Source organism: Roseateles chitinivorans, assembly GCF_050632145.1.
In the GTDB taxonomy this organism is placed as follows: Bacteria; Pseudomonadota; Gammaproteobacteria; order Burkholderiales; family Burkholderiaceae_C; genus Roseateles; species Roseateles chitinivorans_B.
This window is the reverse complement of sequence record NZ_CP192577.1, coordinates 4134404-4160220: the sequence shown is the minus strand read 5'-3', so window position 1 is coordinate 4160220 and position 25817 is coordinate 4134404. Positions and strand designations below refer to the sequence as shown.

General features: G+C 68.9%; 10 protein-coding genes. 5 read left to right on the top strand and 5 right to left on the bottom strand.

What is annotated here, in order from left to right; translation table 11 throughout:
- Positions 1-45: 45 nt before the first annotated feature.
- On the top strand, positions 46-498 hold the full coding sequence (locus tag ACQ86G_RS19025; protein WP_431256781.1) for a MarR family winged helix-turn-helix transcriptional regulator: 453 nt from the start codon (positions 46-48) through the stop codon (positions 496-498).
- Between the two features lie 40 nt (positions 499-538).
- On the opposite strand, the gene ACQ86G_RS19020 is transcribed toward ACQ86G_RS19025, so the two are convergent.
- Positions 539-2728: a hypothetical protein gene (locus tag ACQ86G_RS19020; protein ID WP_431256780.1), complete on the bottom strand. Its 2190-nt coding sequence runs from the start codon at positions 2726-2728 to the stop codon at positions 539-541.
- A 518-nt stretch (positions 2729-3246) separates the two neighbouring features.
- Between ACQ86G_RS19020 and ACQ86G_RS19015 the strand changes: the two genes are divergently transcribed.
- The 3 genes from ACQ86G_RS19015 (at position 3247) to ACQ86G_RS19005 (ending at position 8636) form a co-directional block, all read left to right on the top strand.
- Complete coding sequence (locus tag ACQ86G_RS19015) at positions 3247-5793, top strand: glycosyl hydrolase family 18 protein (protein ID WP_431256779.1); 2547 nt, start codon at positions 3247-3249, stop codon at positions 5791-5793.
- A 199-nt stretch (positions 5794-5992) separates the two neighbouring features.
- Complete coding sequence (locus ACQ86G_RS19010; protein ID WP_431256778.1) at positions 5993-7480, top strand: chitosanase; 1488 nt, start codon at positions 5993-5995, stop codon at positions 7478-7480.
- 340 nt (positions 7481-7820) lie between these two features.
- A complete protein-coding gene (locus ACQ86G_RS19005) occupies positions 7821-8636 on the top strand; it encodes a hypothetical protein (protein ID WP_431256777.1) in 816 nt (271 codons plus the stop codon).
- A gap of 49 nt (positions 8637-8685) precedes the next feature.
- On the opposite strand, the gene ACQ86G_RS19000 is transcribed toward ACQ86G_RS19005, so the two are convergent.
- Entirely contained in the window at positions 8686-10038 is a 1353-nt protein-coding gene (locus ACQ86G_RS19000; protein WP_431256776.1) for a hypothetical protein, read from the bottom strand.
- A gap of 298 nt (positions 10039-10336) precedes the next feature.
- Here ACQ86G_RS19000 and ACQ86G_RS18995 point away from each other — a divergent pair, with 298 nt between their 5' ends.
- Positions 10337-10624 carry a YMGG-like glycine zipper-containing protein gene (locus ACQ86G_RS18995; RefSeq protein ID WP_431256775.1) on the top strand — a complete coding sequence of 96 codons (288 nt, stop codon included), beginning with the start codon at positions 10337-10339 and terminating at the stop codon, positions 10622-10624.
- A 123-nt stretch (positions 10625-10747) separates the two neighbouring features.
- On the opposite strand, the gene ACQ86G_RS18990 is transcribed toward ACQ86G_RS18995, so the two are convergent.
- The 3 genes from ACQ86G_RS18990 to ACQ86G_RS18980 are packed head-to-tail and all read right to left on the bottom strand — an operon-like array spanning position 10748 to position 24077.
- Positions 10748-11476 (bottom strand): hypothetical protein, encoded by a 729-nt coding sequence (locus tag ACQ86G_RS18990; protein ID WP_431256774.1) that lies wholly within the window; start codon positions 11474-11476, stop codon positions 10748-10750.
- Positions 11476-13848, bottom strand: a complete 2373-nt coding sequence (locus ACQ86G_RS18985; protein ID WP_431256773.1) for a hypothetical protein — start codon at positions 13846-13848, stop codon at positions 11476-11478. The genes ACQ86G_RS18990 and ACQ86G_RS18985 overlap by 1 nt, the downstream gene beginning before the upstream one ends.
- Before the next feature lie 44 nt (positions 13849-13892).
- Positions 13893-24077 (bottom strand): hypothetical protein, encoded by a 10185-nt coding sequence (locus ACQ86G_RS18980; RefSeq protein WP_431256772.1) that lies wholly within the window; start codon positions 24075-24077, stop codon positions 13893-13895.
- Positions 24078-25817: the final 1740 nt, after the last annotated feature.

Below are 25817 nucleotides of genomic sequence, written 5' to 3'. Positions count from 1 at the left end.
TGAAGGGATGGTATGCCGGCTCGAAAAAATGTGCAAGATGCACATATGTCGACCCAACTGAAGGCGCTGCACGGCGCGCTGATCCGCATCGCGAGCGTGATGAACCGTCCTCGCAACGACGAGCGCCTGATCGAGGAAGCCGGGGTGATGCTGGACCGGGCGCTGTTCCCGCTGCTCGTGGGCATCGAGCGTCTGGGGCCGATCGGCGTGGTCGACCTGGCCGAGCGCGTGGGGCGCGACTACACCACGGTGAGCCGCCAGGTGGCGAAGCTGGAGACGCTGAACCTGGTCAGCCGGCAGAAGAGCGAGCAGGACAGCCGCGTGCGCGAAGCCGTCGTCACCGCCGAGGGTCAGGCCATGACGGACCGCATCGACACGGCGCGCCAGCGCATGGGGCGGCAGATCTTCGGCGAGTGGAGCAAGGAGGAGCTCGACGACCTCGTGCGTCTGATGACGAAGTTCGTCGACGCGTTGGAAGGTGCGACCGACGCGCCCTGAGGACCGCCTCCCGGCGGTCCTCGACGGGCTCAGCGCGGGCTCAAGGGAAGTTCGTCACCGTCGGCGTGAACGACGCATTGCAGCCGGTCTGCGCGCCGGTGTTGTTGATCACGTGCACGATGCCGCCGTTGCCGCCCAGGCAGACCGAGATCATGTTGTGGAAGCGCACGTTGCCGTTGACCGGCGCCTCGATCGCGCGATCCAGCAGGATGCCGCCGTTGGTGAACACGCTGTAGACGCCCAGGCCCCAGGCCTCATGGCTGGTGACGTTGTCGGCCACCTTGTACGAGGCCCAGCCGCGGCCCGTCGGGCTGTTCCAGCCGGCCTGGCTCTGCGGGTCGTACGGGATCTCCGACTGATAGAAGTAGACGCGGCCGCCGTTGCCGTTCCAGACCACCTGGTACTTCTGGAAGTGCTCGACGAACAGGCCGTACATGGTCACGTCGTTGCCGTTCACCCAGAGGCCGTTCTCGGACGGGTTCTGCGTCCAGCCCACGCCGGCGCCGTGGTCGGCGCGCCAGAGCCAGGTGTGGTCGACGATGGTGTTGTTCGCGTTCACGCTCAGGGCAATGCGGACCTTGCCCGCCGCCGCGCCGCCGATGCGGAAGAACAGGTCGTGCAGCACCGTCGGGTTGGCCGCGTGGTTGGCGGCGGCACCGTTCGGGCCGACCTCGAGCAGCACGCCGGATTCCGTCGCGCCCGCGTCGAAGAACAGACCCGAGATCGTCAGCCCGTCCACGTCCGCCGTCTGCATCAGCGGCTGGCCGTTGTCCGAGCGCAGCGTCGGGAAGCCGATGCCCAGCACCACCGTGTCCGGGTTGTTCACGCGCAGCGGCTGCGTCAGCACGTAGGTGCCAGGGGTGAACAGCAGGTGCTTGCCGGCCGCCAGTTGCGTGTTGATCGCAGCGGCCGTGTCGCCCGGCTTGGCGATGTAGAACTGCCCGATCGGCACCGTGCGGCCCGGCGTCGCGCCGCCGTTGTTCCAGGAGATGCCGCTGCTGTTCTGGCGCAGCGACGGCACGCGCACCGCGTAGCCGCCGTCGGTGTCGATGAAGAGGAAGGGCTTCTCGCGGATCACCGGCGTCTGCGCGATCTTGGTGTAGCGCTGGCCCGCGGTCGGGAAGCTGCCCGCCGGCGCGTTGGGCACGCCGACGAAGACCATGTTCCAGTTGGAGCCCGTCCAGCTGCCCCACTGGCTGTTGCGCGAGATCCATTGCTGCTGGCTGGCGGAGTTCACCTGCCCGTCGACCAGCACGTCGGAGAACCAGCCGCCGCTGGACCAGCCGCCGTTCTGGTTCAGCTTGATGTTGCCGCGCACGTGCATGCGCCGGAACGGGATGGCCTGCGAGACCGCCCATTGCATCGTGTTGTTGCCGATGCCCAGGCTGGGCGTGACCGAGAAGTTCTCGGCGCCGCGCCAGAAGTTCTGCGTCGCGTTGTCGCCGCCGAGGAAGGCGTTGGAGCGCAGGTCACCGTTGACGTGAACCTGGTCCGGATGGCTGCCCAGGCCCAGCACCTGCGTGTAGAAGCCGACCGGGATGCGCAGGTTGTTGTAGGTGCCCGGCGTCAGCAGGATGGCGTCGCGGCGCGGCCCGAAGTGGTTGGGCTGCTGCGCGTTGTAGATGCCGTCGATCACGCCCTGCAGGTTGGGCGTGGTGGGGCTGACGATGTGGACGCTGGACCCGAAGTCCGGCGGCGTGCCGGTGGTGGGCGGCGGGTTGGTCGGCGGTGTCGTGGGCTGGTCGGCGAGGACGAACTGCTCCCAGGCCTGGACCGCATTGCGGTTGGCCACGAGCACGCCGCCGAGGTTCAGGTCGGCCGAGACGTACAGCCCGTTGGCCGCCGAGCGCAGCGCCACCGTGCCGTTGGACTGCGGCACCATGGTGAACTGCTCCCACGCGTCGGCGGTGCGCCGGTTGGCGATCAGGCGGCTCGTGTTGGGCGCGGCCAGGCCGATGTCGGCGGAGACGAAGTTCCCGCTGACGCGCGCGCGGAACGACACGGTGCCGTTGCCGTTGTTGACGACGTCGAACTGCTCCCAGCCCTGTGCCGCGCCCGCGGTCGCGGTCAGGTACGACGTGCCGGTCGCCGTCGCGCTCACGAAGTTGTTGTTGGCCGCCGCACGCAGCGTGGCGGCTTCAGCGCCCTCGGCCGCCAGCGTCAGCGCGGCGATCCAGCCCGCGGCCACCAGCGCGTGGATCGGCCACGCCCGTCCTTCATTCCATGCCATGACATCTCTCCTTGAAAGTGCCGCGAGTCTAGGAATCTGAAATACCACTCGAATACTGATTCAGTGTCCGGCTGTTTCCGACCCGCGCCCCCGCATACCCCGCCCCCAGGGGAGACAAGGTGGTCGTCGCGGGGCGCGTCCGCACAAATCTTTTCAAACCTGTCAGTACTCGCCCCTAAAGAGGTAGAAGATTCCGCCACACTGCGACGGCCCCTTTCCGCCGTTTGTCGGACAGCCTTCAATCCCTTACATATCAACAACTTCCGCCGTTCGTCGGCGCAAGTGCACCGTTCAGGTGCTCACGTCCCTCCTTCCTGTTTCACCCGGAGCGGGGAAAGTGACCGCGGCGCGGTTTTTGCAGTATTCGACACAGTCCGATACCGCCCCGACATACTGCTTGTCACAGCCATCCATTCGCGAGTTTTCTACATTCCGCCACTGGTCTCATGGTGGTTTTATAGAGAACAACAAGCCCCGCACTTCCACCGGTGCGCGCGGCATCGCAGGAGTGGATTCACATGCGTTATGGACAAATCAAGGCGGTGGCGCTGGCCGCCGCGCTGCTGGCCGCGGGATCGCAGGCCCAGGCGGGCACGGTCGTGGCGCCGTACTTCTTCACGTGGGGCTTCGGCAGCGGCAGCTACGGCATCAAGACGCTGAGCGAAGCCAAGTCCAAGGCCGGCATCGACGCGGTGACCCTCGCCTTCGGCGTGTCGGGCGGCGGCTGCACGGTCGGCGGCGGGCTGGAAACGACCATCAGCAACCCCAGCTTCCAGGCCGACATCAAGGCCTACATCAAGTCCGGCGGCCGGGTGATCCTGTCCTTCGGCGGCGCCAACGGCACCTACCTGGAATCGACCTGCTCGGTGAATGACCTGGTCGCGCAGCTGCGCCGCCTGATCGACGCCAATGGCACGCGCTCCATCGACTGGGACATCGAAGGCGGCCAGCTCGGCGACACGCGCCTGAACGGCGTGCGCAACGCCGCGATCCTGCAGCTGCAGTCCATCTACCCGGACCTGTACACCTCGTTCACCCTGCCGGTGGTGCCCTACGTCAACGCCAACGACACCGGCGGCCTGCAGCGCGAGGCGGTCGATCTGCTGCGCGGCGCGGCCCAGTCGGGCGTGAAGATCAGCATCGTCAACCTGATGACGATGGACTACGGCAGCTACTACAGCGGCGGCAAGCGCATGGGCGACCTGGCGGTCTCCGCCGCGACCCAGACCGTGGCGCAGCTGAAGTCGCTGTATCCGGCCAAGACCGACGCGCAGCTGTGGGCCATGATCGGCATCACGCCGATGATCGGCCAGAACGACGTGGCGTCCGAGACGTTCACGCCGGCCGACGCGGTCACCGTCGCCAACTTCGCCAAGCAGAAGGGCGTGGGCCTGCTGTCCTACTGGGCCGCGCAGCGCGACCGCGTCGGCAACGGCGCCCTGGGGGAATACAGCCGCGCCAACACGCGCGACTTCGAATACTGGCAGGCCTTCGCCGCGGCGAAGAGCGGCACGACCACCCCGCCACCGGCGCCGCAACCGCCGGCGCCCGCCCCCTCGCCGACGCCCACGCCGGCCCCGAGCCCGAGCCCCGCGCCCAGCCCCTCGCCCGCCCCCGCGCCGAACCCCGGCACCTGCGTGGCCTGGGCCGAAGGTCAGACCTTCACCGCCGGCCAGGTCGTCAGCTACCAGGGCAAGACCTACAAGGCGCTGGTGACCCACACCGCCTGGGTCGGCACCGGCTGGAACCCGGCCTCGACGCCGTCGCTGTGGACGCCGGCCTCGGGCAGCTGCGGCTCGCCGGCGCCTGCGCCCGCACCGACGCCGGCGCCTTCGCCGTCTCCGGCGCCCTCGCCTTCTCCGGCCCCTTCTCCGGCCCCTTCTCCGGCCCCGTCGCCCTCGCCGGCCCCGTCGCCCAGCCCCGCCCCGGCCCCCTCGCCCGGCGGCGCGCTGACGCTGCCCGAAGCGCTGAAGGCCACGCAGACGCGCCGCGTCTACGTCGGCTACTACCCGACCTGGAGCGACAACTGGTTCGACGCCACCGGCAAGTCGGCCAACGACGTCTACAAGGCCAGCAAGTTCGCGCGCACGCCGGCCACCTACACCCACGTGATGGTGTCCTTCGCGGATCCGGCCTTCTCGTGGGCGGGGCTGTCGGCCAACACCTTCTCGGGCACCGGCATCAACTTCAACGCGACGCCGCGTGACATCAAGGCCGCCATCGACGTGCTGCACCAGCGCAACCAGAAGGTCATCCTCGCCGTCGGCGGCGCGACCTACAACAACTGGGGCACGCTGGCCGCGGAAGGCGCGGCCGGCAACGGACCGACGATCAACGCGCTGGCCAAGATCCAGTCCGAGCTCGGCTTCGACGGCCTGGACGTGGACTACGAGACCGACGGCGACGTCGACCGCTACGCCAACGTCATCAAGGCGCTGCGCCGCGCGGTGGACATCGCCGGCAACGGTCGCGTGCTGACGCTGGCCGGCTGGTCGACGGGCGCGGACTGCACCTCGGCGACCTCGGCCGACGCGTCCTGCTCGGGCCGCCTGTCGTTCTGGGGCGGCAACGCCGGTCGCGAGCGCGCGGTGGTGCGCAAGTTCCCGGCCGTGGCCAACATGCTCGACATGGTCAACGTGATGAGCTACGACGCGCGCTTCGAGAACTACGACGGCGTGACCGCGTACAACGACTACCGCTCGCTGTTCCCGGCCAAGACCATCGTGTCCATCGGCCTGGAGCCGGCGCCCGAGGGATGGGCCGGCGGCCTGCTGGTGATCAACGACGGCGACGCGCAGTGCACCGGTTCGCGCAACCTGAAGAGCCAGTACGGCGCCACCCTCAACCAGCCGTACTCGGTGCAGCGCTACACCAACGCGGTGCTGAACGGCAGCGCGCCCAACCGCAACGCGCGGGACGGCGCAATGCTGTGGGCCATCATCAAGACGGGCGGCGGCACCTGCGGCTCCGCGCCGCTGGCAACGCCCGGCACCGTCGGCCAGAAGGTCGGAGCCAGCTTCGGCCTGACCACGGACCCGCTGCTGCAGTCTTCCGAGTGGAAGTAAGTCCGCGGGGATGACGCGCCCCTCGGGGCGTCGTCCGATCCGCACCCCGGGCGCGCCCATCCGGTACGCCCGACCCGGCGCGCGTCGCCCGACGCGCGCCACCCCGCCGGCAAGACCTGTCCGCCGAACCCGAGCGCTGCGCCCGCGGCGACGCGGCGGGTCCTGCCGGCACCTCTCCCCCTTTTCCGGAACCTCCGCCATGAACCGACGCTTCCCCGCCGCTCCGCGGCCCCCGCGTGTCTCGAGCTTCCTGACCACGCCCGCGCTGCTGGCAGTCGCCAGCGCCTGCCTGACCGCCTGCGGCGGCGGCGACGACGCCGGCAAGACCGTCTTCGCCCAGTCCGCCGCGGACGCGGCCTCGGCCGCCGACGTCGCCGCCAGCGAGAACGCGCCCGACGCGCGCGCGTTCGCCGCCGGTGCGGTCACCGTGGCGGCCGGGATCTACACCATCGAATCCGGCGAGTCCGGGCTGTGCCTGGACATCGCCGGCAACGTCGGCGCCAACGGCACGAAGCTGCAGCAGAACCGTTGCGGCACGTCGTCTTCCCCGGCCTCGCAGCGCTTCGAGCTGCGCGCCGACACCGGCGGCAGCTACCGCCTGGTCAACGTGGCCAGCGGCAAGTCGCTGGACGTGACCGACGTCTCCACCGGCAACGGCGCGCTGATCCAGCAATGGGCGACGGCGCCGACCGACAACCAGCGTTTCCTCGTCGCGCCGTCGGCCGACGGCTACACGCTGAAGGCGCGCCACAGCGGCAAGTGCGTCGACGTGAAGGACCATTCGACCGCCGCCGGCGGCGCGATCCAGCAGTGGGACTGCACCGGCGGCGCGAACCAGCGCTGGAAGCTGAAGGCGGTCGGCGCCCCGGCGCCCGCCCCGTCGCCGGCACCGGCCCCTTCGCCGGCTCCCGCGCCCTCCCCGGCACCGGCGCCCTCACCGGCCCCCGCGCCAGCGCCTGCGCCCGCTCCGGCGCCATCGGCCGGCCTGTCCGACCCGAAGGTCAAGGACATCGCGATGCAGATCGTCTCCAGCGCGGAGAACTCGTCGCTGGACTGGAAGGCGCAGTACCGCTACATCCAGGACATCCGCGACGGTCGCGGCTACACGGCCGGCATCATCGGCTTCTGCTCGGGCACCGGCGACATGCTGGAGCTGGTCCAGTACTACAACTCGGTCAAGCCGAACAACGTGCTGGCGAAGTACCTGAACGCGCTGCGCTCGGTCAACGGCAGCGACTCGCATGCGGGCCTCGATCCCAACTTCCAGGGCGACTGGAAGACGGCCGCGGGCGACACGCTGTTCCAGCAGGCGCAGGACCACGAGCGCGACCGCGTCTACTTCAACCCGTCGGTGCAGCAGGCCAAGAACGACGGGCTGAAGGCGCTCGGCCAGTTCATCTACTACGACGCGATCGTGATGCACGGTCCCGGCAACAGCGGCGTGAGCTTCGGCGGCATCCGCAAGGCGGCGATGGCCAAGGCGAAGACGCCGGCGCAAGGCGGCAACGAGATCACCTACCTCAACGCGTTCCTCGATGCCCGCGTGGCGGCGATGAAGACCGAGGAGGCGCACAGCGACGTCACCCGCGTCGAGACCGCGCAGCGCGTGTGGCTCAAGGCCGGGAACCTCGACCTGAAGACGCCGTTGAACTGGAAGGTCTACGGGGACAGCTATTCGATCAAGTGATCGCACGCCGACAGGGCCCGAGGCCCATCGTCACGACAACGCCCGTGGAGTCCTCCTCGGGCGTTTTTTCTTCGGTTTTTGCGAGAGAAGCAGGCGGACACGGCGACACTGAGGCCATGCCCAGGTTAACCATGAACTGCAAGCTCTGCGGCCGCCCGCTGGGCGAACCAGACGACCCGCTGTCGATCGACTGTGGTGGCGACTGTTGGGGATGCGTCGGCGAGATCGAAGCCGCTCAGCGCGACCCGCACTCACTGGACAAAGTACGGGCCGAGTCCGCGCGCGGCCTACGCCCTGGTTGGACCGATCCGAGCGCCGACCGCCATTGCCCCGAGACCGCATGAACCGCCCGAACAGTTCGCAACCTTCGCCTCCTCGTCTCCATCGGGTCCGAGCCTTCGTCTGGAGCGTCGGACTGATCTCCGCGGTCACCTGCGCCAACGCGACGGACCCCGCGCTGGTGCCGCCCGGCGTGATGCTGCAGCAGGGTGAATGGCGCGGCGATGTCGGAACGCATCTGGTGCCCGCGCCGTTCGATCAGCTCCCCGCCGCGAAGTGGCCGATGGACGGCTGGGTGCAGATGAGCCCCGACCCTCAGGCCGGCACGATGACGCTCAGGCCGCTTCAGGCCGGCGAGGCCCGCACCGCCCTCAAGCCCATCCTGTCACACCGGCAGATCGCCGAACGGGGAGAGCCGTTCGACCTGGGCGATCAATCCGGCCTCTCCGAAGAGGGCAGCTCCTACGTCCGGATCCCGGGATCACGCCTGAAGGCGGGCGTCGTGCCACTGCATCGTTTCAAGAACGGAACGACCAGCCTGGTGCCGGAGCTGGGTTACCGCTTCCAACTCAAGCTCGGCGAGCTGCCCTACGCCTTCACCTTGCAGAACGGCTTCAGGACGGCCGATGGCCGGCCCTATGGCGAGGGCACGCAGTTCACGCTGGAGATCGGCGGCCAGCGCTACGAGTACGACCTCGGCGGCTACGGCTGGGAGGTGAGGATCGACGCGCTCGGGGACTTCGACGGCGACGGCCGGCCGGATTTCCTCTTCTACATCGGCGGGTCGAACTCGTCGAACTCGGCGCTGGTGCTGTCGAGCCAGGCCAAGCCCGGGAAGAATCCGCCGACGACGTACCTGACGTCGGTCGGCTGCTGAAGCCGCCGGACCCGGCTTTCCCAAGCCGGGTCCGGCGCTGACGCCCTCGTCAGATCTTCATCGCCGCCACGATGCTGTCATGCGCGGCCTTGTTCATGCGGATGTCGAAGGGCAGGAAGGTGAGCCGGTCGGCCGCCGTGACGCCCGCGGGATTCGACACGTAGTAGCTGCCGCCCAGCAGCACGCCGTCCTTGATCAGCGCGCCGGTGTAGACGTTGCCGTTCAGTTCGAAGTAGATGCGGTACTGGACCGTCGAGCTCAGCGTCGCCGACACCGGACGCGGCGTCGTCGCCACCCAGACCGACACGCCGTCGACGGTGCCGACCGTGCCGTCGGTCAGGCGGTAGACCGTGCCATCGCTGTTGGACGTGATGCCGGCGGTCATCGCGGCCGTCAGCGTCATGCCCGCGCGGCACGGCGTGACCGCGGCGCCGGTGGTCGCGGTCGTGCAGTCGAAGACGTTGTAGCGGTCCGCCTTGTTGGTCTGCGCGAACTTGAGATAGCTCGAGCCCGCCGCATACGTGGCCGTCGCATTCAGGATGTTCGCGTTCGAGAAGAACGAGTTGTGGAAGTGCGCGAAGTCCGCCGGCGTCGAGGCGATGGCGCCGGTCAGCGGCACGACCTCGTAGTTGCTCCGGATCTCGGAGTACGCCACCGTGGCGTTGTCCACGGCGAGCGAGTCGACGCGCACGTCGCTGCCGACGTAGCTGACCTTGCTCGACGAACCGGTGACCAGCACGACGCCGTTCTTGAGCACGCGCGTGGGCGACGACGCGACGGGCAGCGCCAGCGTGTTCGTGACGTTGCGGGGCGAGCTCTGCGAGTTGGTCTGCGGACCGGTCGTCAGCGGCGACGTCGGCAGCACGCCGTAGTCCGAGAAGGCGTAGTTGACGCCGCTGGTCTGGCCGCCGGCGTAGTTGAGGTTCCAGTGCAGGTAGAAGCTGCCCGCGCTGGGCGCCAGGATCAGGTTCTCGAAGGCCTGCTGGTTGGCGCTCAGCTTCAGCGTCAGCTGCGCGACCGAGCTCGTGACGGAGCCGGCCGAGTTTGACACCACGACGGTGTACTGCGCGCCGTTGTCCGAGAACGTGGCCGCCGGCGTCTGGTACGACTTGGACGTCGCGCCGGCGATGGCGGTGCCGTTCTTCTTCCACTGATAGGTGACGTCGGTGCCCGCGGCCGCCACCGTGAAGGTCGCGGTGCCGTCGGTGAGCACGCTGGCATTGGCCGGCTGCGTCGTGATGCCGGGCGAAATGATCGTCGGCGTGGTCGGTGTCGCCGGGGTGGTCAGCAAAGGCTGGCTCGTGCCCGTGTCCGTGTCGCTGTTACCACCACCGCCGCATGCCGCGAGCATGACCGACACGGCTGCCACGACGGCAGCATTCCTGCGCTTCATAGAGATCATGGGGCCTCCCCCGTTTGAAGAATGAATCCTGCGTGGCGGACCATCGACGGGCCCGCTCCTGCGTTTTGCGGCCGCGAGTATAGGAGGCGGACATCGCCCATCCCGTGACACCGGCGCGCAATATTTCTCCTTGTGTTGCGTTCGTGAAGCAGTGCTACCTCTTTCGACATCGCGCGTGAAGACCTCGTTCAGAGCCGCGCCATGGCCCGGGCCTGCGTCCGGTGACGCGACGCCCGATCCGGGGCAAGGCACGGCGCTTGCCGTGCTGGTTCATCCACCAACATCGTTGAGGTTTCCCATGACGACATCCCTGATCCGGAACGCGGCGCTCATCGCTGCCTGCGCCGCCCTCACGGTCGGTTGCGCCACCAGTGACGTGAAGAACGCGGGCGTGGGCGCCGTCGGCGGTGCCGTCGTCGGTGCCGTGGCCGGCGGCAGCGCCGTGACCGGCGCCGTGGTCGGCGCGGTCGCAGGCGCCGTCATCGGCCGGCTGATGGTCGACGGCAAGGAACGCGAGGTCTACTCCGACGGCAACGGCGGCCGGTACTGGGTCGACGGCGACGGACGGCGACACGCGGTCCGCTGAGCCGGCGCGCGCCCGTTCCGGCGCCGCCACCATCAGCGTCGGCCGGGCCGCGCCCGGCAGATCAGCCACCGGTTCAGGACACCGCGACAGATCGCCCGCGACGCGGGTGACGTCGGCCTGCCGTCAATACCTGATCGCCGGATGAGCGAAGCGATCGAGTGCGGCCCGCACCTGCTCCACCGTTGCATCGGCCCGCTGCGCCACGGTCTCGGCGTGGCACACCTGGATCTGGCGTTCGTTGGATCGGAGACCGACGCCAAATACCAGGGCGGTGATCGAGCGCTCCATCGCGTCGCTTTCCCATTCGAAGTCCTTCACCGCATCGGCGAGTACCGTGCGGGCAGGCAGGCGTGGACTTGGCTGCGTGAACACCGAGTCAGCATCCTGGGACAGCACGCTGATATACGGCCATCCGGGAATGCGCAACTCGCGCCACGCCGCCCTGAAGAACACGGCATCACGCAGGTCCGCACCCGTGAAATCGCAGTTCGTGAGGGGGCGCTCCTGCGGGGGAACCACATCCGCGAAGATCGGTGCCGTGCCGAATCTCGGCTCCAACAGCGGTCCTCCGCTCAGCGTGCAGTCGACCATGCGGACGTGATGCGTGAGGTCCAGCCCTTTGAGTTTTCCCTTCACGACGAAGGTGCACCCTTCGAAGCTGCAATGCGCGAACCAGAAGCGCGCGCCGACTCGACCGATGGCGGGCAGCCCCTTCGGGTCCAGGACGATCTGACAATCGACGAAATGACAGTGCTCGATGCCGTTGATGCACGTCTCCTTCGTCAATGACACGGTTTCCCCGCGCAGTTGCCGATGCCCGAGCACCTGCATGTCCATTTCCAAGAGCGGCATTACCACGGCCCTTTGCCAAATACTTCGAAGAATCGGCTCATGTCGATCTTGGGGGTCGTGATGGTGAGGTAGGAAGGATAGTCGCGAATGACGTGCTGGTTGAAGCTGTAGGTCGTATCGGGATGCAGTTCCAGCGGCAGCGGCTGCTTGGTGCTGAGACGCTCGATCGGGAAGTCGACCCCTTTGCCTGCAGCGGACGGGACGTTGAGCAGCTTGGCCTCGTACAACTGCCGCGCGACATCGCCATGGACCGCCGTTCCCACGTTCATCCGGTACATCCGCATCGCTTCACCGGAGGCTCCGGCCTTCAAGAGGCCTTCGATGTTCTCGAGCTGCGCGGTTGTCGGTGTCCATGCCGACATGGTCTTGGCTGCCTGGCTGTTGGCGATCCCCTGGATCTTGGCCAACTCGTCCCAGTCGATGTGGGCCAGCTTGGCGACATCGTCGCCGTGCGCCAGCACAGCCGCGGTGCGCAGCGTGCTTCCGTCCGGGAAGGTCCGCTCCAACACCGCCACGCCCCGCGTGCCCAACCGGGTGAAGCCCTGGCTGAGGACTTCGACGCCGGGCAGTTGCAAGGACTTCACCGCACTCTCGATGCCGCGCAGCTTGTCGAGCAAGGGCCCGGCAAAGCGGGAGGCGACCCGGTCCAGGTTCTGGATGAGTTTCATCCCGGCCACCGAGGACCCGACGACCCCCAGCGCCATGGATGCGAAGAAGGTCGTGCCCGAGGCTGCCTGCACGCTCGCGGTGGCGGCCCTGGCGCCCTCGCCAACGGCAAAGCCGGCGACCAGACCATCGTTGAACTCCGCGGTCTTCTTCGCGAGTTCATCGCCGATGATGGCGTTGACACCCTTGCGCACGGCATACATCGCGGGGCCGGCCACGATCTCCAGGCCTTCCAGCGCCATGCCCATCCAGGGATTGGCTTCGAGGACCCCGGCAACCTCCTTGAGCACACTGCCCGTGCTGGACAACATCCCGAAGAGGGTGTCGCTCTGGCGCAGTTGCCCCCCGAGTCCCGCGCCGATGCGCGACAGCGGCGTGGCTGACGCCGTGGCCGCGAGTTCCTGCTGCGCCAGCGCCTCGGCCAGTTGGCCGGCCGACCCGAACTCATCGGGCGCCTCTACCGAGCGCACCGGACCCACGATGACCCGGCCCGCGCGCTGCGGGTCCGCGGTGAAGCCGGCCTTGTCGTACACGGCGAGATTGCCGGCCACCTGCTCATCGGTGGCGCCCGTGCTCCGCCACACCGTGCCCAGGTCTTCGCGAAGCCCCTCGGCGCCGAGCAGCGTGCTGCCCTGCTGGTGCCGGTAGAGACGGGCCAGCGCGTCCCGCGCGCCCGGCTGCGTCAGGTCGAACCCCTTTCGCCGCGCGAGCTCATCGACGGCGGCATCTTCCTGCACGCTGGCGGTGAACGCATTCGCGATCCCCTGCCCCAGGCCCGAGATAAAGGCCTGCGACAGGCGCGCGCGTGTCTCCGCCGAGTTGTAGCCCATCACCTGGCTGCTGGCCCACGAACCCGCCGCGGCGGCACCGGCGGCACTGGCGACCCGGACGATGTTCGCGTCGACGCCGCTCATGACCGCCGACACCGCTTGTCCCGCGGCATAGCCGGCACCGGCACTCACCGTCGATGCGGCGACTTCCCGCCAGCTCCACTGGCCTTGCGCAGCCAGGCTGACGGCGGACCCGATGCCCGCGCGCAGCATCGCGGCCCCTTCCTGCCCCGCCGCCACCATGCGGCCGACAGCCGTGTTGTTCAGCACGCCGCCGGCGCCGGAGGCCGCGGTGAGTGCCGATCCCACGCCTGCAGTGATGCCGGCGCTGACCGCCGACTGTCCGACCGCTCGCCAACTGAACTTGTCAACGTTGCCCGTGGCCATGCCCACGACCTGGCTGGCGATCGACCCCACCGCGGCACCGATCGCCGCGCTGGCCACGGTGGCCGCGGCCACCGCTGCTGCGCCGATCGCGGTCGACGCGGCCAGACCGCCGGTCAACGCCGCAGCCCCGGTCGCCATCGTCGCCGCGAAGCCGGCCCCTGCCGACACGGTGCCCGCAGCCGCGCCGGCCGCCGTCGCGTACGTGGCCCCCTGGGCCAACAGGCCCGCCGCGGCTCCGGCGGTGTAGATCGTCACCACCACCGCCACCACGACCATCAGGATCATTCCGACCCCGCCACAGCCGCCCTTCTTCGGCGGAGGCGGCGGATCCGGCAGCGTCGGGTTGACGTTCCCGATCGCCTCGCCCGGGTTGTACGGCCGGAAGGTGCCAGCGTTGTTGTGGATGTTGGTGACCTTGTTCGGGATCACCAGCACCTGACCTTCCACGAGGCGCTCGTTGCCGCTCAGACCGTTGGCGTCGGCGAGCATGTACCACATCGCCGAATCGCCCCACACGCTCTGCGCGATCGAGCTCAGCGTGTCGCCCCCCGCACCGTGTAGCGCGACGAGGCCGACACCGGATATCCCGCGTTGATCGGCTCGTAGTTCTGGTCGAAGTCCGCGCTGCTGATGGGCGCGGGGTTCTTGCTCCGCGCACGCCGTTGCTCGGGCGTTTCCGCATCCCGAGCGATCTGCTCCGCGTACGACACGCGGTCGGACAGACCGTCGTTGCCGACGTCGCCCACGCGCCGTCCATCGGCATAGAAATAACGATGGATGAAGCGCGGCGCGCCGGCCAGGTCCCGGCGGATCTCGTCGCGTTGCAGCACCAGGCCTTGCGCGCTTGTCGTGTAATACAGGTCGCGCTTGCCCGCCGTGTCGACCATCGACGCCAGGTGCCCGTTCTTGTCGTAGGTGAAGGTCGACTGACCCGGATCGCCGTTCGGCTGGGTGGTCCGGATCGTCGACTGCTTGGCCGAGTCCCAGTACTCGTAGGTGTAGGTCGAGACGATGGCGCCCCCGCCGCCGGACGGCGTGAAGGTCGAGCGCGCCAGCGCGCCGCGTCCCTCCGCCGTCGCCAGCGCCGCGTTGTCGGAACCCGCCAGGAAGTAGGCGTAGGCCGTCCTGCCGTTGCCGCTCTGCGCATCGGCGACCGTCTCGCTGCGGACGCGGTTGTCGGCGTCGAATTCGGTCGTCTTGGTCTGCTGCAGCACGCCGTTCTGCCACTGGCGGTACTGCAGCGTGCGGCCCGTCGCATCGACGCGCCGGCGGCTCGCCAGCGCGCCGTCGAGGTAGCTGTCCTCCAGATACCCGTCGACCGAGTAGTCGTAGCGCTCCGTGTGCGTGACCCGCGGATCGGCCTTGTCCAGGTAGGTGACGCCGGTGCGCTGGCCCAGGCCGTCGTAACGCACGGAGGTCCCGTCCCTGCCCAGCTGGATGCTGGCCGAGGTGTCGCCTGCCGAGCCGCCGCGCGCCGTCAACGATCCCATCGTCGTCGTGAAGCGGTTCATCGCGTCGTACGTGTACCAGAAGTCGGTGCGCTCGGAGACGCGCCCCGTCACGTCCCAGTAGGTCGAGATCGCCGCGCGGCGGTTGCCCACGGCGTCGTACTCGTAGCGCAGGTCGTAGCTCTTGCTGCCGTCCCACGAGCGGCTGATGCGGTTGAGCTCGTCGTACTGGATGCTGCCGGACTGCAGGATCGAGGCGATGCTCTCGTTCTGCGCGTTCAGCTTCCCGTACATCTCGTACGTCCGGTTGCCGGCGTCGTCGTAGGCGTACTGCGTCACCGTGCGCAGCGTCAGGTCGCGGACCTGTCGCAGCTGACCGCTCAGCGTGTAGTCGTACCGGATGTTCTGCCCGCCGCTGCTGGTCTGCGACATCAGGCGGCCGGACAGCCCGTAGACATAGTCCGACCGCTGGCCACCCAGGTCCTGGTGCCAGGTCGTGCGTCCGAAGTAGTCGATCTCGTCCACCAGCGAACGGCCGTCCGCGTTGACCGTGGTGCGGCGGTAGCCGCCCGCGTCCAGGGCGCCCAGGCCCAGCACCGGGTCGGCGGCGCCGCGCGCCACCGCCGTGTACTGGTACTGCACCGTGGCGCCGGTCCCCGACGCCGTCTGGATCACCCGGCCCAGCGAATCGTAGAAGGTCTTCTCGACCGTGCCGGCCGCGTCGGTGCGGCGCGTGCGCTGACCGAGGCCGTCGTACTCGTAGCGCTCGTACAGGGTGCCGGCGACGTTCACCGCGCCGACGAACTCGCCGGTCGCGAAGTTCTGCTTGCGCGTGATGCCCTGGCGCGTGACCGTCACCAGCTGACCCAGCGCGTCGAAGTCCTGCAGGACGACGCCCTGCAGTTCGTCGACGAGCCTGCGCGCATCCGCGAAGATGTCGTGGCCCGTCGACCGCGAGGTCCCGTCCGCGTTGAAGCGGGCCGCGACCCGGTCGCCGCCGCCGGCGTACGACTGACGGTTCACGTTGCCGTTGGCATCGGCGATGGACACCGTGCGGCCGAGCAGATCATGCCCGTACGTGGTCGTCGGCCGCGTGCGACGCACGAAACCATTGGCCAGCGTCTCGAAGGTCTCCGCCTCCAGCTTCTCGACCAGCTGGCCCTGCGTGTTGTAGCGGTAGCGTGTGCGCACCGCCGATTCGTCGATCGTGAACTGGCCGAGCTTGAAGTCCGCGTACTGCTGCGCCATCGCCCGCGCGCGGGCCAGGGTGCTGTCGTCGTACTCCTCCGCGATCTCGCCGAAGGCGTTGTAACCCTGGAAGCGCCGGACCTGCGCCGTCTGGTTGACCTGCTGCACCGACTGCTCGAAGCGGAACGGCTGGTCGCCGCCATTGGCCGCGACCGTCATCACGCCCTGCACCGCCGGGATCGTCTCGCCCACCGCGTCCTTGGCGGGCTGGCCGGCGGCGGTCAGGACCTCCATCGTGTAGGCGTAGCGGCGTTCCGTCTCGATCACCGCGCCGTCGAACGGCTGCGCCCAGACGTACTGCATCTGTTTGCCGTTCCAGGTCCCCGGCAGGTCGATCGTCCGGCCGTCGATGGTCAGGCGCATCCTGGCGGCGGCCGTATCGCTGGGCCCGTAGAAGGTGATGGGCGCCAACGGTGTCCGGTCGGACACCACGGCCCCCATGACGACCTTGCCGTCCACGGCCAGCGTGAAGGTCCCGTGGCCCTTCTTCAGCATCACCGCACCGGACTGGTCCTGGACCAGGTACTCGAACTCGTAGGTGACCGGGCCGCCGCTCGCCGGCTTGTAGGCATCGAGCACGAAGCTGCGATCCACGGCGCCGGTGACCGGCAGCCAGCCGGTGAAGCCACCGCCAGGCTGACGCAGGCGCAGCGACATCCGGTCGGTGGCGGACGTGGCCGTCAGGTTGAGGACGGACTGGCGATAGACCACCTCGGTGGTCCGGTAGGTCGCCGTCCCGGAGGCGCTCACCTCGTAGGCGCCCTTGCCGATGTAGGAGACGGTCTGCGGATTGCCGCCGAGGGCTTCGAAATAGACGTCGTAGTTCCTGCCGAGCTGGCCGGTCCCGATCGGGAACTCGAAGTAGCCGGCGTAGTACCTCACCGCGTCGTTCGACATCACCGCGCCGCCGCGCTCCTGGATGCGCAGCGTCTGCATGCCGGTCATGCCGGGGACGTCGATGCGCATCGTCGACGAGCCGTAGTAGGACGGCTGGATCGGATCGACCACGATGCGTCCGTCCGGATGCAGCGTCAGCGTCCCGTCGTAGGCGGCGTCATTGCCGCGGTACCTGAACTGGATCTGGATCGGTCCCGCGGTGTTGATGTAGTCGCCCAGATACAGGGACGTCTCGTCAGCGCCCCAGCGCAGGGCGTCGCCGGCGGCGATCGCCACCTCGCCCCGGCCGGGGATGGTCAGCGTGATCGGCCCGCTGAAGTTGCGCACGCCGAGTCGCGCGATCGGGGGATACACCGTGCCCGACGTGACGTTGACGTAGGACGTCCGTCCGTAGCCGACGTTCCCGGCCGAATCGGCGACCAGGCGCTTCAACGCGCCGGTGACCGCGAAGATCTGATAGCGGAACGAGGCCTGCGACTGCACGAAAGGCGAGCTGCCGGTGCCCGCGAGCGCGCCGAGCTGGCTCCCCGACAGCGTGATGCCGCTGCCGTCGAAAGGCACGGCGACCTGCTCCCAGCGGCCGTTCTTCCACAGCTCGAAGCGGACTTCGTAGGACTGCGGGGCGGGCGCGGTCGGATCGGACTGGATGTTCGGATTGAAGCGGAACGACGTGTCGAAGGTCGATGCGTCCTTGAGGCTGGTGACGACCGGTTTCGCGCCGCCTCCGCCGGTGTAGGTCCCGGCGAAATTGCCCCGGGAGGACACGAGGAAGAACTCGTAGCCGGCGCCCCCGCCGTTGAAACCCACGGCGGCGAGGTCGATGTACCCGCCCGAGAACGCGCGTTCGACGTAGTCCCCATTGGAGCCCGCCGCGCGGAGGTAGATCGTTCCGCCGGGGACGCCTTCCCCGGCCAGGCGCAGCAGGCTCAGGCCCGGCTGGTTGGATCCGGGAATGAGGCGGCCTTCGACGTCGGGCACCGCGATGGTCCCGAGCTCCTTCTGCACGACGCCCGACCCCGGGGTCATGGTGAGCACCTGGCGGCTGGCATTGATCAGCCGGTTCTCGCCGTCGTAGCGGCGGATCTCGATGGTGTGGTCTCCCGCCGCCCAGCCGCTCACGCTGAACTGCGAGGTGTCCGGCACCCCCGGCAGCACCGTCACGAGGCCGGATCGGGCATAGGCCTGGACCCCGGAGGTCGCCAGCACCTCATCGCCGTTGGCGGTCTTGCGGACGATCTCGACCCGCGAGGCGCCCTGGTTCTGGACGATGACGCGGTTGGGGAATTCGATGCGGTAGGTGGTCTCGATCGCGTAGACCGTGCCTGCCGGCGGTCCGGGCGGCGGGCCGCCCCGGCCCGTCACCAGGATCATGGTCGCCATCTGCACCTGGCGGCCATCGAGGATGGCGATCAGGTTGTAGCGGTTCACGATGCCGGAGCCGCGCGGGCCGTAGGCCTGGACGTTCAGCGTCTCCCCCGGCGCCATGGTGCCGACGAGGCGGTCATCGGCATCGTCCCGGACCTCGTAGCGGGCGTTGCCCGGCAAGCCCGGCGCCACCGGTTGGGATGGCAGGGTGAAGGGCACGAACAGCGTCGGGTTCGGCTGCAGCCCTGCCCGCATGGTGCCGGACCAGTTGAAGACGGTGCTGTAGCCTTGCCCGCCCTGCGTGATACCGACCGCGCCCTTGTCTGCGCCGATGCTGATGGCCGACGCGGCCCCGCCGGAAGCGCCCGATCCGTTCAGCGGACCGACGGCGCCCGGCGCGGTGACCGTCGTGCTGCCCAGGCTGCCGGTCGTGCCGCCGTTCGCGCCTTCGTAGGCGCCACCGCCGGCCGGCTGCAGCTGCAGCGCGCCGTAGAGACTGGTCAACGCCTGCGATACCGCGCCGGTTCGCGCGGCGACGTCGATCTGGAAGGCGGCCGCCAGTTCCACCGTCTTGACCAGCTGGTTGCGCCGGTCGTGGACGCTGAACGTGTGGGTCAGGTTCGTCAGGTCGCCCGCCGCCTGCGTCAGGGTCCTGCCGCGCAGGTCCAGATCGGCGACGCCGCTGATGATCTTGCGCGTCGCGTTGCCGTTGCGGTCATACAGGAACATGGCGATCACGCCGCCGTCGCTGTTGCTGCGCTCGACCTTGCCGAGCACGTTGTACTCGGCGAATTCCTGCCAGCCCTCGCCGACGCCCTTGCCGGTGATGTCGCCGAAGACGTTGTAGCGCGTACGGCGGATCTCGCCGGTCTGGGCGTGGGTCGCATCGCCGTCGTACTCGGCGGTCACGCGGCCCATCGCGTCGTAGGCGTAACGCTTGACGAGGTCGGTGCGCGTGCCGTCGAGCGCGAGCTGCGCCGCCACGACCGTCGTGCGTCCGACCTGCCCCTGAGCGTCCAGCTCGATCCGGGTGAAGGTGTTCCTGGCGTCGGTCGTGCCGATCCGGTCGCCGTTGCCGTTGTAGTCGAAGCGCGAGATCCGGTCTTCCGCCGTCGTCAGGCCGCGCTGGACCGTGCGCGACACCAGGCCCAGCCCGTTGTACTCGGTGTCGGTGACCGGCGTCACCCAGCGGCCCTGGAAGTCGGTGAAGCCCGGCGCGGTGCGGCGGATCTCGCGGCCAAGCCTGTCGTACTCCACGCCCGTCTCGCTCCAGACCTGCGACGCACCGTCCGGCGACAGCCCGACCAGGTCGCGCTGCTTCCTCACGTTGCCCAGGCCGTCATACTCGAAGGTCGACACGGCATCCATCGTCACGTTCACGGCCGTGCCGGTCGCGTTCAGATAAGTCGACGCCACGCCCAGCACCCGCTTCTCGGTCACGCGTCCCAACGTGTCGAGCATGAAGCGCGTCGTGCGCGCCTGGTCCAGGCTCAGCCCGGCGCGCAGCGTCGCCGGATCGCGCAGCGCGGCGGCCTGCTGACCATCCGTCTGGACCGCATAGGCCGCAACGCGGCCCGCATACTTCACTTCCGTGGTCGCGACATCGCGGAAGGCCTCGTAGTCCCAGCCCACCGCGTACGACTCCTGGTCGATGCGCAGCACCTTGCGGCCGATCTTGTCGTAGTAGCTGTAGACCGAGTTGCCGCGGCCGTCGATCTCCTGCACGACGTTGCCGGCCGCGTCGTAGACCAGTCCCTGCAGCCGCACCGTGGTCAATGCGGACAACGGCGCGACGATCTGGTTCGACGCGGGATCGGCCTCCCAGTAGCGGACGTTCTCTCGCGAGACCTCGACCAGCCGGCCAAGCACGTCGTAGGCCTTCACCGTGTTGCGATCGGTCGCCGCATTGGCGGCCGGCGGCGTCCAGACCGATCCGTTCACGACGGCCGCCGCCCCGCGTGCGCTCTCGCGCACGACATGGCCTGCCGCGTCGTAGTCGAAGGCCGTGTAGACACCGTCCGCACCCACCTGCTCGAGCTTGTTGCCCGCGGCGTCGTAGCGGCTCAGCGAGCGCGCGCCACCGGTGACCTGCGAATCGTTCACCCAGTTCCCGCGCGAGACCTGCTCCACCACGCGACCCAGCGCGTCGTAGCGGGTCCATTCGACCGGGATCACCGTCGCGCTGGTCTGGGCGACGCCGTCGAAGGCGGTGTACGCCGTGCCGATGCGGTGCGTCAGACGTCCCGCCTTGTCGTACCGGTAGGCCGTCGTGCGGCTGATCCAGCCGCTGCGACCGTCGGGGTTCACGGCCTCCACCGAGCTGGTCCGGTTGCCGAAGGCGTCATAGCCGTAGCGGTTCACCACCGCCGCGCCGTCCACCGTCACCGGCAGCGTCTCCGTGATCACGTTGCCCAGCTTGTCGGTGTTGAACACCGCCGTGCCGCCGACCTTGTTGGTGACTTGCTTGTCGAAGCGGTTGCCGTTGACGGCGTACTGCGTCGACTCGACGACGTTGCCGCCCTCGACGGCGGAGGTCGAGCTCAGCAGGCGATCCAGTCGATCGTAGACATTCGTGTTCAGCGCGTCCTTGGGATGGTCCGTCGTCGCGGGTTCCTGCCCCACGACCGGCGCGACCACCTTGTTGACGTAGCGCCGCACCGTCGCGATCTGATTGCTGCCCGCGGTCCAGTAGGTCGTCCGCGTCGCATAGCCTTCGGGATCGACCTGCAGCGTCACCCGGTTGAGCTTGTCGAAGTAGAAGTACCCGACGTTGCCCAGCGGATCCGTCACCTTCACCGCGTTGCCGAAGGCGTCGTATGCCGTCGACGTGCGCAAGCCCATCGCGTTGATCGTGGACGTTCGGCGTCCCGCCGCGTCGTACTCGTGCGTCGTCGTGTACCGGGTCAGGAAGGCTTGTGCATCCGCCGCCGGCAACTGTTCGACGAACTCCGCCTTGCCCTGCCGCACCCGCTCCGCGCGGGCCCAAGCGCTGTTGGCGGTCGCCAAGGCGACGCCGCGCGACTCGATCTCGGTGGTCAACCGCCCTTTCGCGTCGTAGCCGTAGCGCGTGGTCGACGCCGCGTCCGTGCCCTGCGCGACGGTCTTCTCGACCACATGGCCCGCGTCGTCGTAGACATAACCTGTGGTCGTCGCTTCCGCCAGACCGTAGGCCTGCGTCTGCGAGGTCAACCGGCCGCCCTTGTCGTAGACGCTGCGCGTCTCCACGCCCAGCGCGTCGACGGTCCGCCAGACCCGGCCCGCGTTGTCGAGCTCGGTGCTGGCGGTCTGATCGTCCGCGCTGGTCGGCGGCGGCGTGTCGACGGCGACGTTCGGCGTCGCATGACGGATCGTCGTCGTCTTGAGCCCTTCGTAGCGGGTCTCCGTGACGTAGCCGCCCGCGTCGTATTCGAAGCGCAGCCGGCCGAGGGTGTCGTAGCGCAAGCTCGTGACCCGGTCCTGCACGTGGGCCGCCGGAACGCCCAGCGTCGCCGCGGTCCAGGTCGCGCCCGCGGTGCGCAGCGCCTGCATCGTGGCCGCATCGGCGACCCGCGCGAAGGCGGTCTTCTGGCGCACGTTGCCCGCGGCATCGTAGGCGAGTACCGTGATGCCGCCCTCGGCGTCCACCACCGTCGTCGCGCGACCCAGCGCGTCGTAGAGGGTGCTCGTCACGCGGTCGTTCGCGTGGACGGCCGGTGCCGCCGCGCCGCCGTCCATCCAGGCGACCGGGTTCACCGGCGTCGCATAGGCGATCTGCTGCTTCACGCGGCCCGCGCCGTCGTAGCGGAACTCCACCACCGTGCCCGCGGCGTCGACGCTGAACTTGACCCGACCGTCCTTGTCGAAGACCCGGCCCGTGACCTCATCCTTGGCCGGCACGCTTGTCAGCTGCGCGGCCACCGCCGCGCGCGTGGGCGCCGTGCCCAGCGCCGCCAGCGCCGCCGCCGCCAGCGGCGTGGCCAGACGCGTGACCCGGCGTTCGCGGCCTTCGCCGTCGTATTCCGTGTAGCGCACCGAGCCCATCGGGTCGATCTGATACACGAGGCGGTTCGCCTCGTCATACGCATACAGCGTGCGTGCGCTCGCCCAGTCCGTGCTCGACGTCAGGCGTCCCGCCAGGTCGTAGGCATAGGTCCGGGTCAGCTTCAGATCGCCGGCATTGACCCCGTCATCGGTGATCTCGGCCGTGCGGCGGCCCAGCTTGTCGTACTCGTACCGCGTGACGATGCTGTTGGGATCGGTGACCTTGAGCGTGCGGCCATCCGCATCCAGCTCGAAGCGCGTCTTCAACGCCAGACCCGACGGATCCTCGGTGACAGCGACCAGGCGGCCCGCCACGTCGAAGTTCCTGCGCGTCTGGCGGCCGTCGGCCTCGGTGGTCAGCACCCGGGTGCCGGTGTCGGTATCGTCGTAGACGTAGCCCGTCGTGAGCTTGAGCCCGGTCGGGTCGACCGTGCGCGACGTGAGCCGGTTGAGCGCGTCGTACTCGTACTTCGTCACCGTGCCGTTGGCGTCGGTGGTCTCGATCACGCGTCCCAGGCTGTCGTACTTCGTGCCGGTGCTGTTGAGCGGCGTCGTCGTGGTCTTGAGCTCGCCGTTCTCGGTGTACGCGTAGGTCGTGGTCACCCCCGCGCCGTCGGTGGCGCTCTCCACCTCGCCGTGGCGGTTGCGCATGGCGCGGCTCTTGATACCCTCCGGCGTCGTCACCTCCACCGTGCGCGCGGCGAGGTCGTAGCGGTAGGTCGTCTTCTGCCCGTTGCCGTCCGTGCTGTCGACGATGCGGTTGAACGCGTCGTAGTTGGTGAAACGGTCGACCAGCGCGCCGTCGGTGGTCTGCACCACGCGGCCCAGTCGGTCGTAGCCGGTCTTGGTCAGGACGCCGCGCGCGTCGCGCTGCTCGTAGATGCGTCCGAAAGCGTCGACCTGCGTGCGGCTGATGGCGTTGAGACCGCCGAGGTCGTCGGTCCTGGCAACCAGCGCGCCACGACGGTCGTACTCCAGCTTGGCCAGCACCAGCGTACCGTCCAGACGGACCTGACGCGTCACGACATCGGCCTGGCCGAAGGCGTTGTAGGTCGTGGACGTGCCGTAGCCCAGCGCGTCGGTGGTGCTCTTGAGCAGCCCGCGCGCGTCGTAATCGAAGACCGTCTGCGCGCTGGCATACGGCTGGTTGCCGGGCGTGCGCTGCGCCAGCAGCTCCTGCACCGCGTTGCGGATCGCCGTGTTGGCCAGGCCGCCGCTCAAGCCGTTGAGCGTCGTGGCGCCCAACCGACCGCCGTAGGCGATCGTCTTGACCCGTTGACCGATGCCGTCGTACTGGTTCTCCTGCACCTCGCCCAGCGCGTTGATCGTGTGGGTGAGCTGACCGTCCTCGTTGTAGAAGAAGATCGTGCGCTGCGTGGTCGCGCCGTCGGAGACGATCTGGCTCGTCTTGCGACCCGCCAGGTCGTAGGTGTAGGTCGTGCCGTACTGCGCCCAGATCGCGTCGACCTGAGCCTGTTTCTGGCCGTCGAGGAGCAAGGCCGCGCCGCGCGCGCTGAGCTCGCCGGTCACACGGCCCAGCGCGTCGTAACGCACCCGCTGCGTGCGGACCTCGGCCGTGCCTGCGGCACGGGTCGTGGAGACCACGCGGCCGGCGGTGTCGTAGCGCAAGCGCGCCACGGTGCCGTCCGCATCCGTCTGCTCGTCGAGCTGACCCAGCGTGTTGTAGTGCCAGAGTTCGGTGCGATCGCCCCCACGCCCGGCGTGGTCGCCGGACGCCATGCGCCGGTGCCGGCCTCGAAGGCGCTGATCTGCGCCACGGTCAGCCTCGCCGCGTAACGCGTGCGCTGCACGAGATTGTCGCGGTCGTCATAGAGTTGCTCGGTGACGTAGCCCTCGGCGTCGATCTCGCCGATGACGCGGTTCTGTCCGTCGTAGACGTAGCGCGTCGTCTGGTCCTTGGGCGAAGCTGCGGCCGGACGCAGCTGCGCCAGCGTGCCGGTGGCGCGTTGCGCGCTCGCCGTCGGGTCGGCGTAACGCACCCGCGCACTGAGCCGGCCGGCCGCGTCATAGCGGTTCTCGACGAGGTAGCCCTCGGCATCGAGCTCGCCCAGCAGGCGACCTTCGGTCGAATAGAACTTGCGCGTGACGCGGTCGTTGTTCAGGTCGGCCGCCGGCGTCGCGTTGGCAGCCACCGGATTGGCCGCGAATGCCGCCAGGTCGATCGCCTTGGCATAGCGCATCGTGCCCGTCACGCGGCCGACGCCGTCGTAGCGGGTCTCCGTCACGAAGCCCGCGCCATCCACGGTCTTGATGGGGCGACCCGCCGCGTCGTAGACCGTCCAGGTCTTGAGGTCCTTGCCGGGGATCTCCGCCGGCCGGATCGCCGCCAGCGTCGGCGTCGTGGGCGGTTCCGCCCAGGCCAGGTTGGGCGTGGCACCTGTCAGCGCCGCCAGCGGCGTCGCGTACACGATGGTCTGGACCGGACGCTGCGAGACGTCATAGCGGAACTCCGTCACCGTGCCGTTGCCGTCGACTTCCGCGACCTTGTTGCCGCGCTCGTCGTACAGGAACCAATGCAGCACGCCGGTGGGATCCTGCGTCTTGTACAGCAGCCCGCGCGCGTCGTAGAAGTTCGTCGACGTGCCCAGCGCATTGCCATTCTGCGTCCGCGTCACGCCCAGCAGGCGACCCATCTTGTCGTAGGTGCTGACGGTCACCAGGCCGTTCTGCTCGGTCACCGTGGACACGTAGCCGTTGCCGCCGTCCTGGTGCACGTAGCTCGTGGCGATGCTGCCCTGCTGACGGCTCAGCACGCGGCCCAGGCCGTCGTAGGCGTAGGTGATCGACGCGCTGGAGCCATCGGTCATCGACAGCAGCCGGCCCGAGGCGTCATAGGCGTAGACGACGACATGCTGACCGGCGGCGAGACCGTTCCCGGTGGCATCCGTCGCCACATAGGCGGTCTCGCGCAGCTTCTGGCCGCGCAGGTCGTAGACGGTGTCCACGCGGCTGGTGCGGGTCTTGTCGGCGCCGTTGACCCAGGTCGTCAGCTGTGCCTCGGTGGGCGTCTGCGACACGGTCAGCGCGCTCACGTTGTACGCGCCGCCCAGGTAGGTGATCGTGCTGGTGGGCAGCTTGCCGGTGTAGCGCAGCTCGGTGACCACGCCCTCGGGGCTGAGCTTGAAGCGCAGCTTGCCCTCTGCGTCGTAGACGAAACGCGTCGTCGCAGGTACCGACGGTTGACCCGTGCCGTCACCGTCCGGATCGGCGACCGCGTACACGGTCTCGGTGGTGACCAACCGGTTGACATAGGTGCGCCGCACCGTGTTGCCCGCGGCATCGCGGACCATGATCAGGTTGTTGTCGGCGTCGTAGTTGTAGGCCGTGACGCCGCGGTCGTAATCGGTGAAGGTGGCCTGGTTGTCGGTCGAGTAGTACTCGAAGAAGGTCCGCACGCTGTCGTTGGTGACGCCGCTGTTGGCGCCCTTGGACGGGTGGCTCTGCTTGAGGCGGCCGCTG

Bases quoted from the DNA above. Each gene is read 5' to 3' on its own strand.
- ACQ86G_RS19015 (WP_431256779.1), top strand. From the start codon at position 3,247: ATGCGTTATGGACAAATCAAGGCGGTGGCGCTGGCCGCCGCGCTGCTG.
- ACQ86G_RS18995 (WP_431256775.1), top strand. From the start codon at position 10,337: ATGACGACATCCCTGATCCGGAACGCGGCGCTCATCGCTGCCTGCGCC.
- ACQ86G_RS19025 (WP_431256781.1), top strand. From the start codon at position 46: ATGTCGACCCAACTGAAGGCGCTGCACGGCGCGCTGATCCGCATCGCG.
- ACQ86G_RS19010 (WP_431256778.1), top strand. From the start codon at position 5,993: ATGAACCGACGCTTCCCCGCCGCTCCGCGGCCCCCGCGTGTCTCGAGC.
- ACQ86G_RS18985 (WP_431256773.1), bottom strand. From the start codon at position 13,848: ATGCTCGCCGACGCCAACGGTCTGAGCGGCAACGAGCGCCTCGTGGAA.
- ACQ86G_RS19000 (WP_431256776.1), bottom strand. From the start codon at position 10,038: ATGATCTCTATGAAGCGCAGGAATGCTGCCGTCGTGGCAGCCGTGTCG.
- ACQ86G_RS19020 (WP_431256780.1), bottom strand. From the start codon at position 2,728: ATGGCATGGAATGAAGGACGGGCGTGGCCGATCCACGCGCTGGTGGCC.
- ACQ86G_RS18990 (WP_431256774.1), bottom strand. From the start codon at position 11,476: ATGCCGCTCTTGGAAATGGACATGCAGGTGCTCGGGCATCGGCAACTG.
- ACQ86G_RS19005 (WP_431256777.1), top strand. From the start codon at position 7,821: ATGAACCGCCCGAACAGTTCGCAACCTTCGCCTCCTCGTCTCCATCGG.
- ACQ86G_RS18980 (WP_431256772.1), bottom strand. From the start codon at position 24,077: ATGGCGTCCGGCGACCACGCCGGGCGTGGGGGCGATCGCACCGAACTC.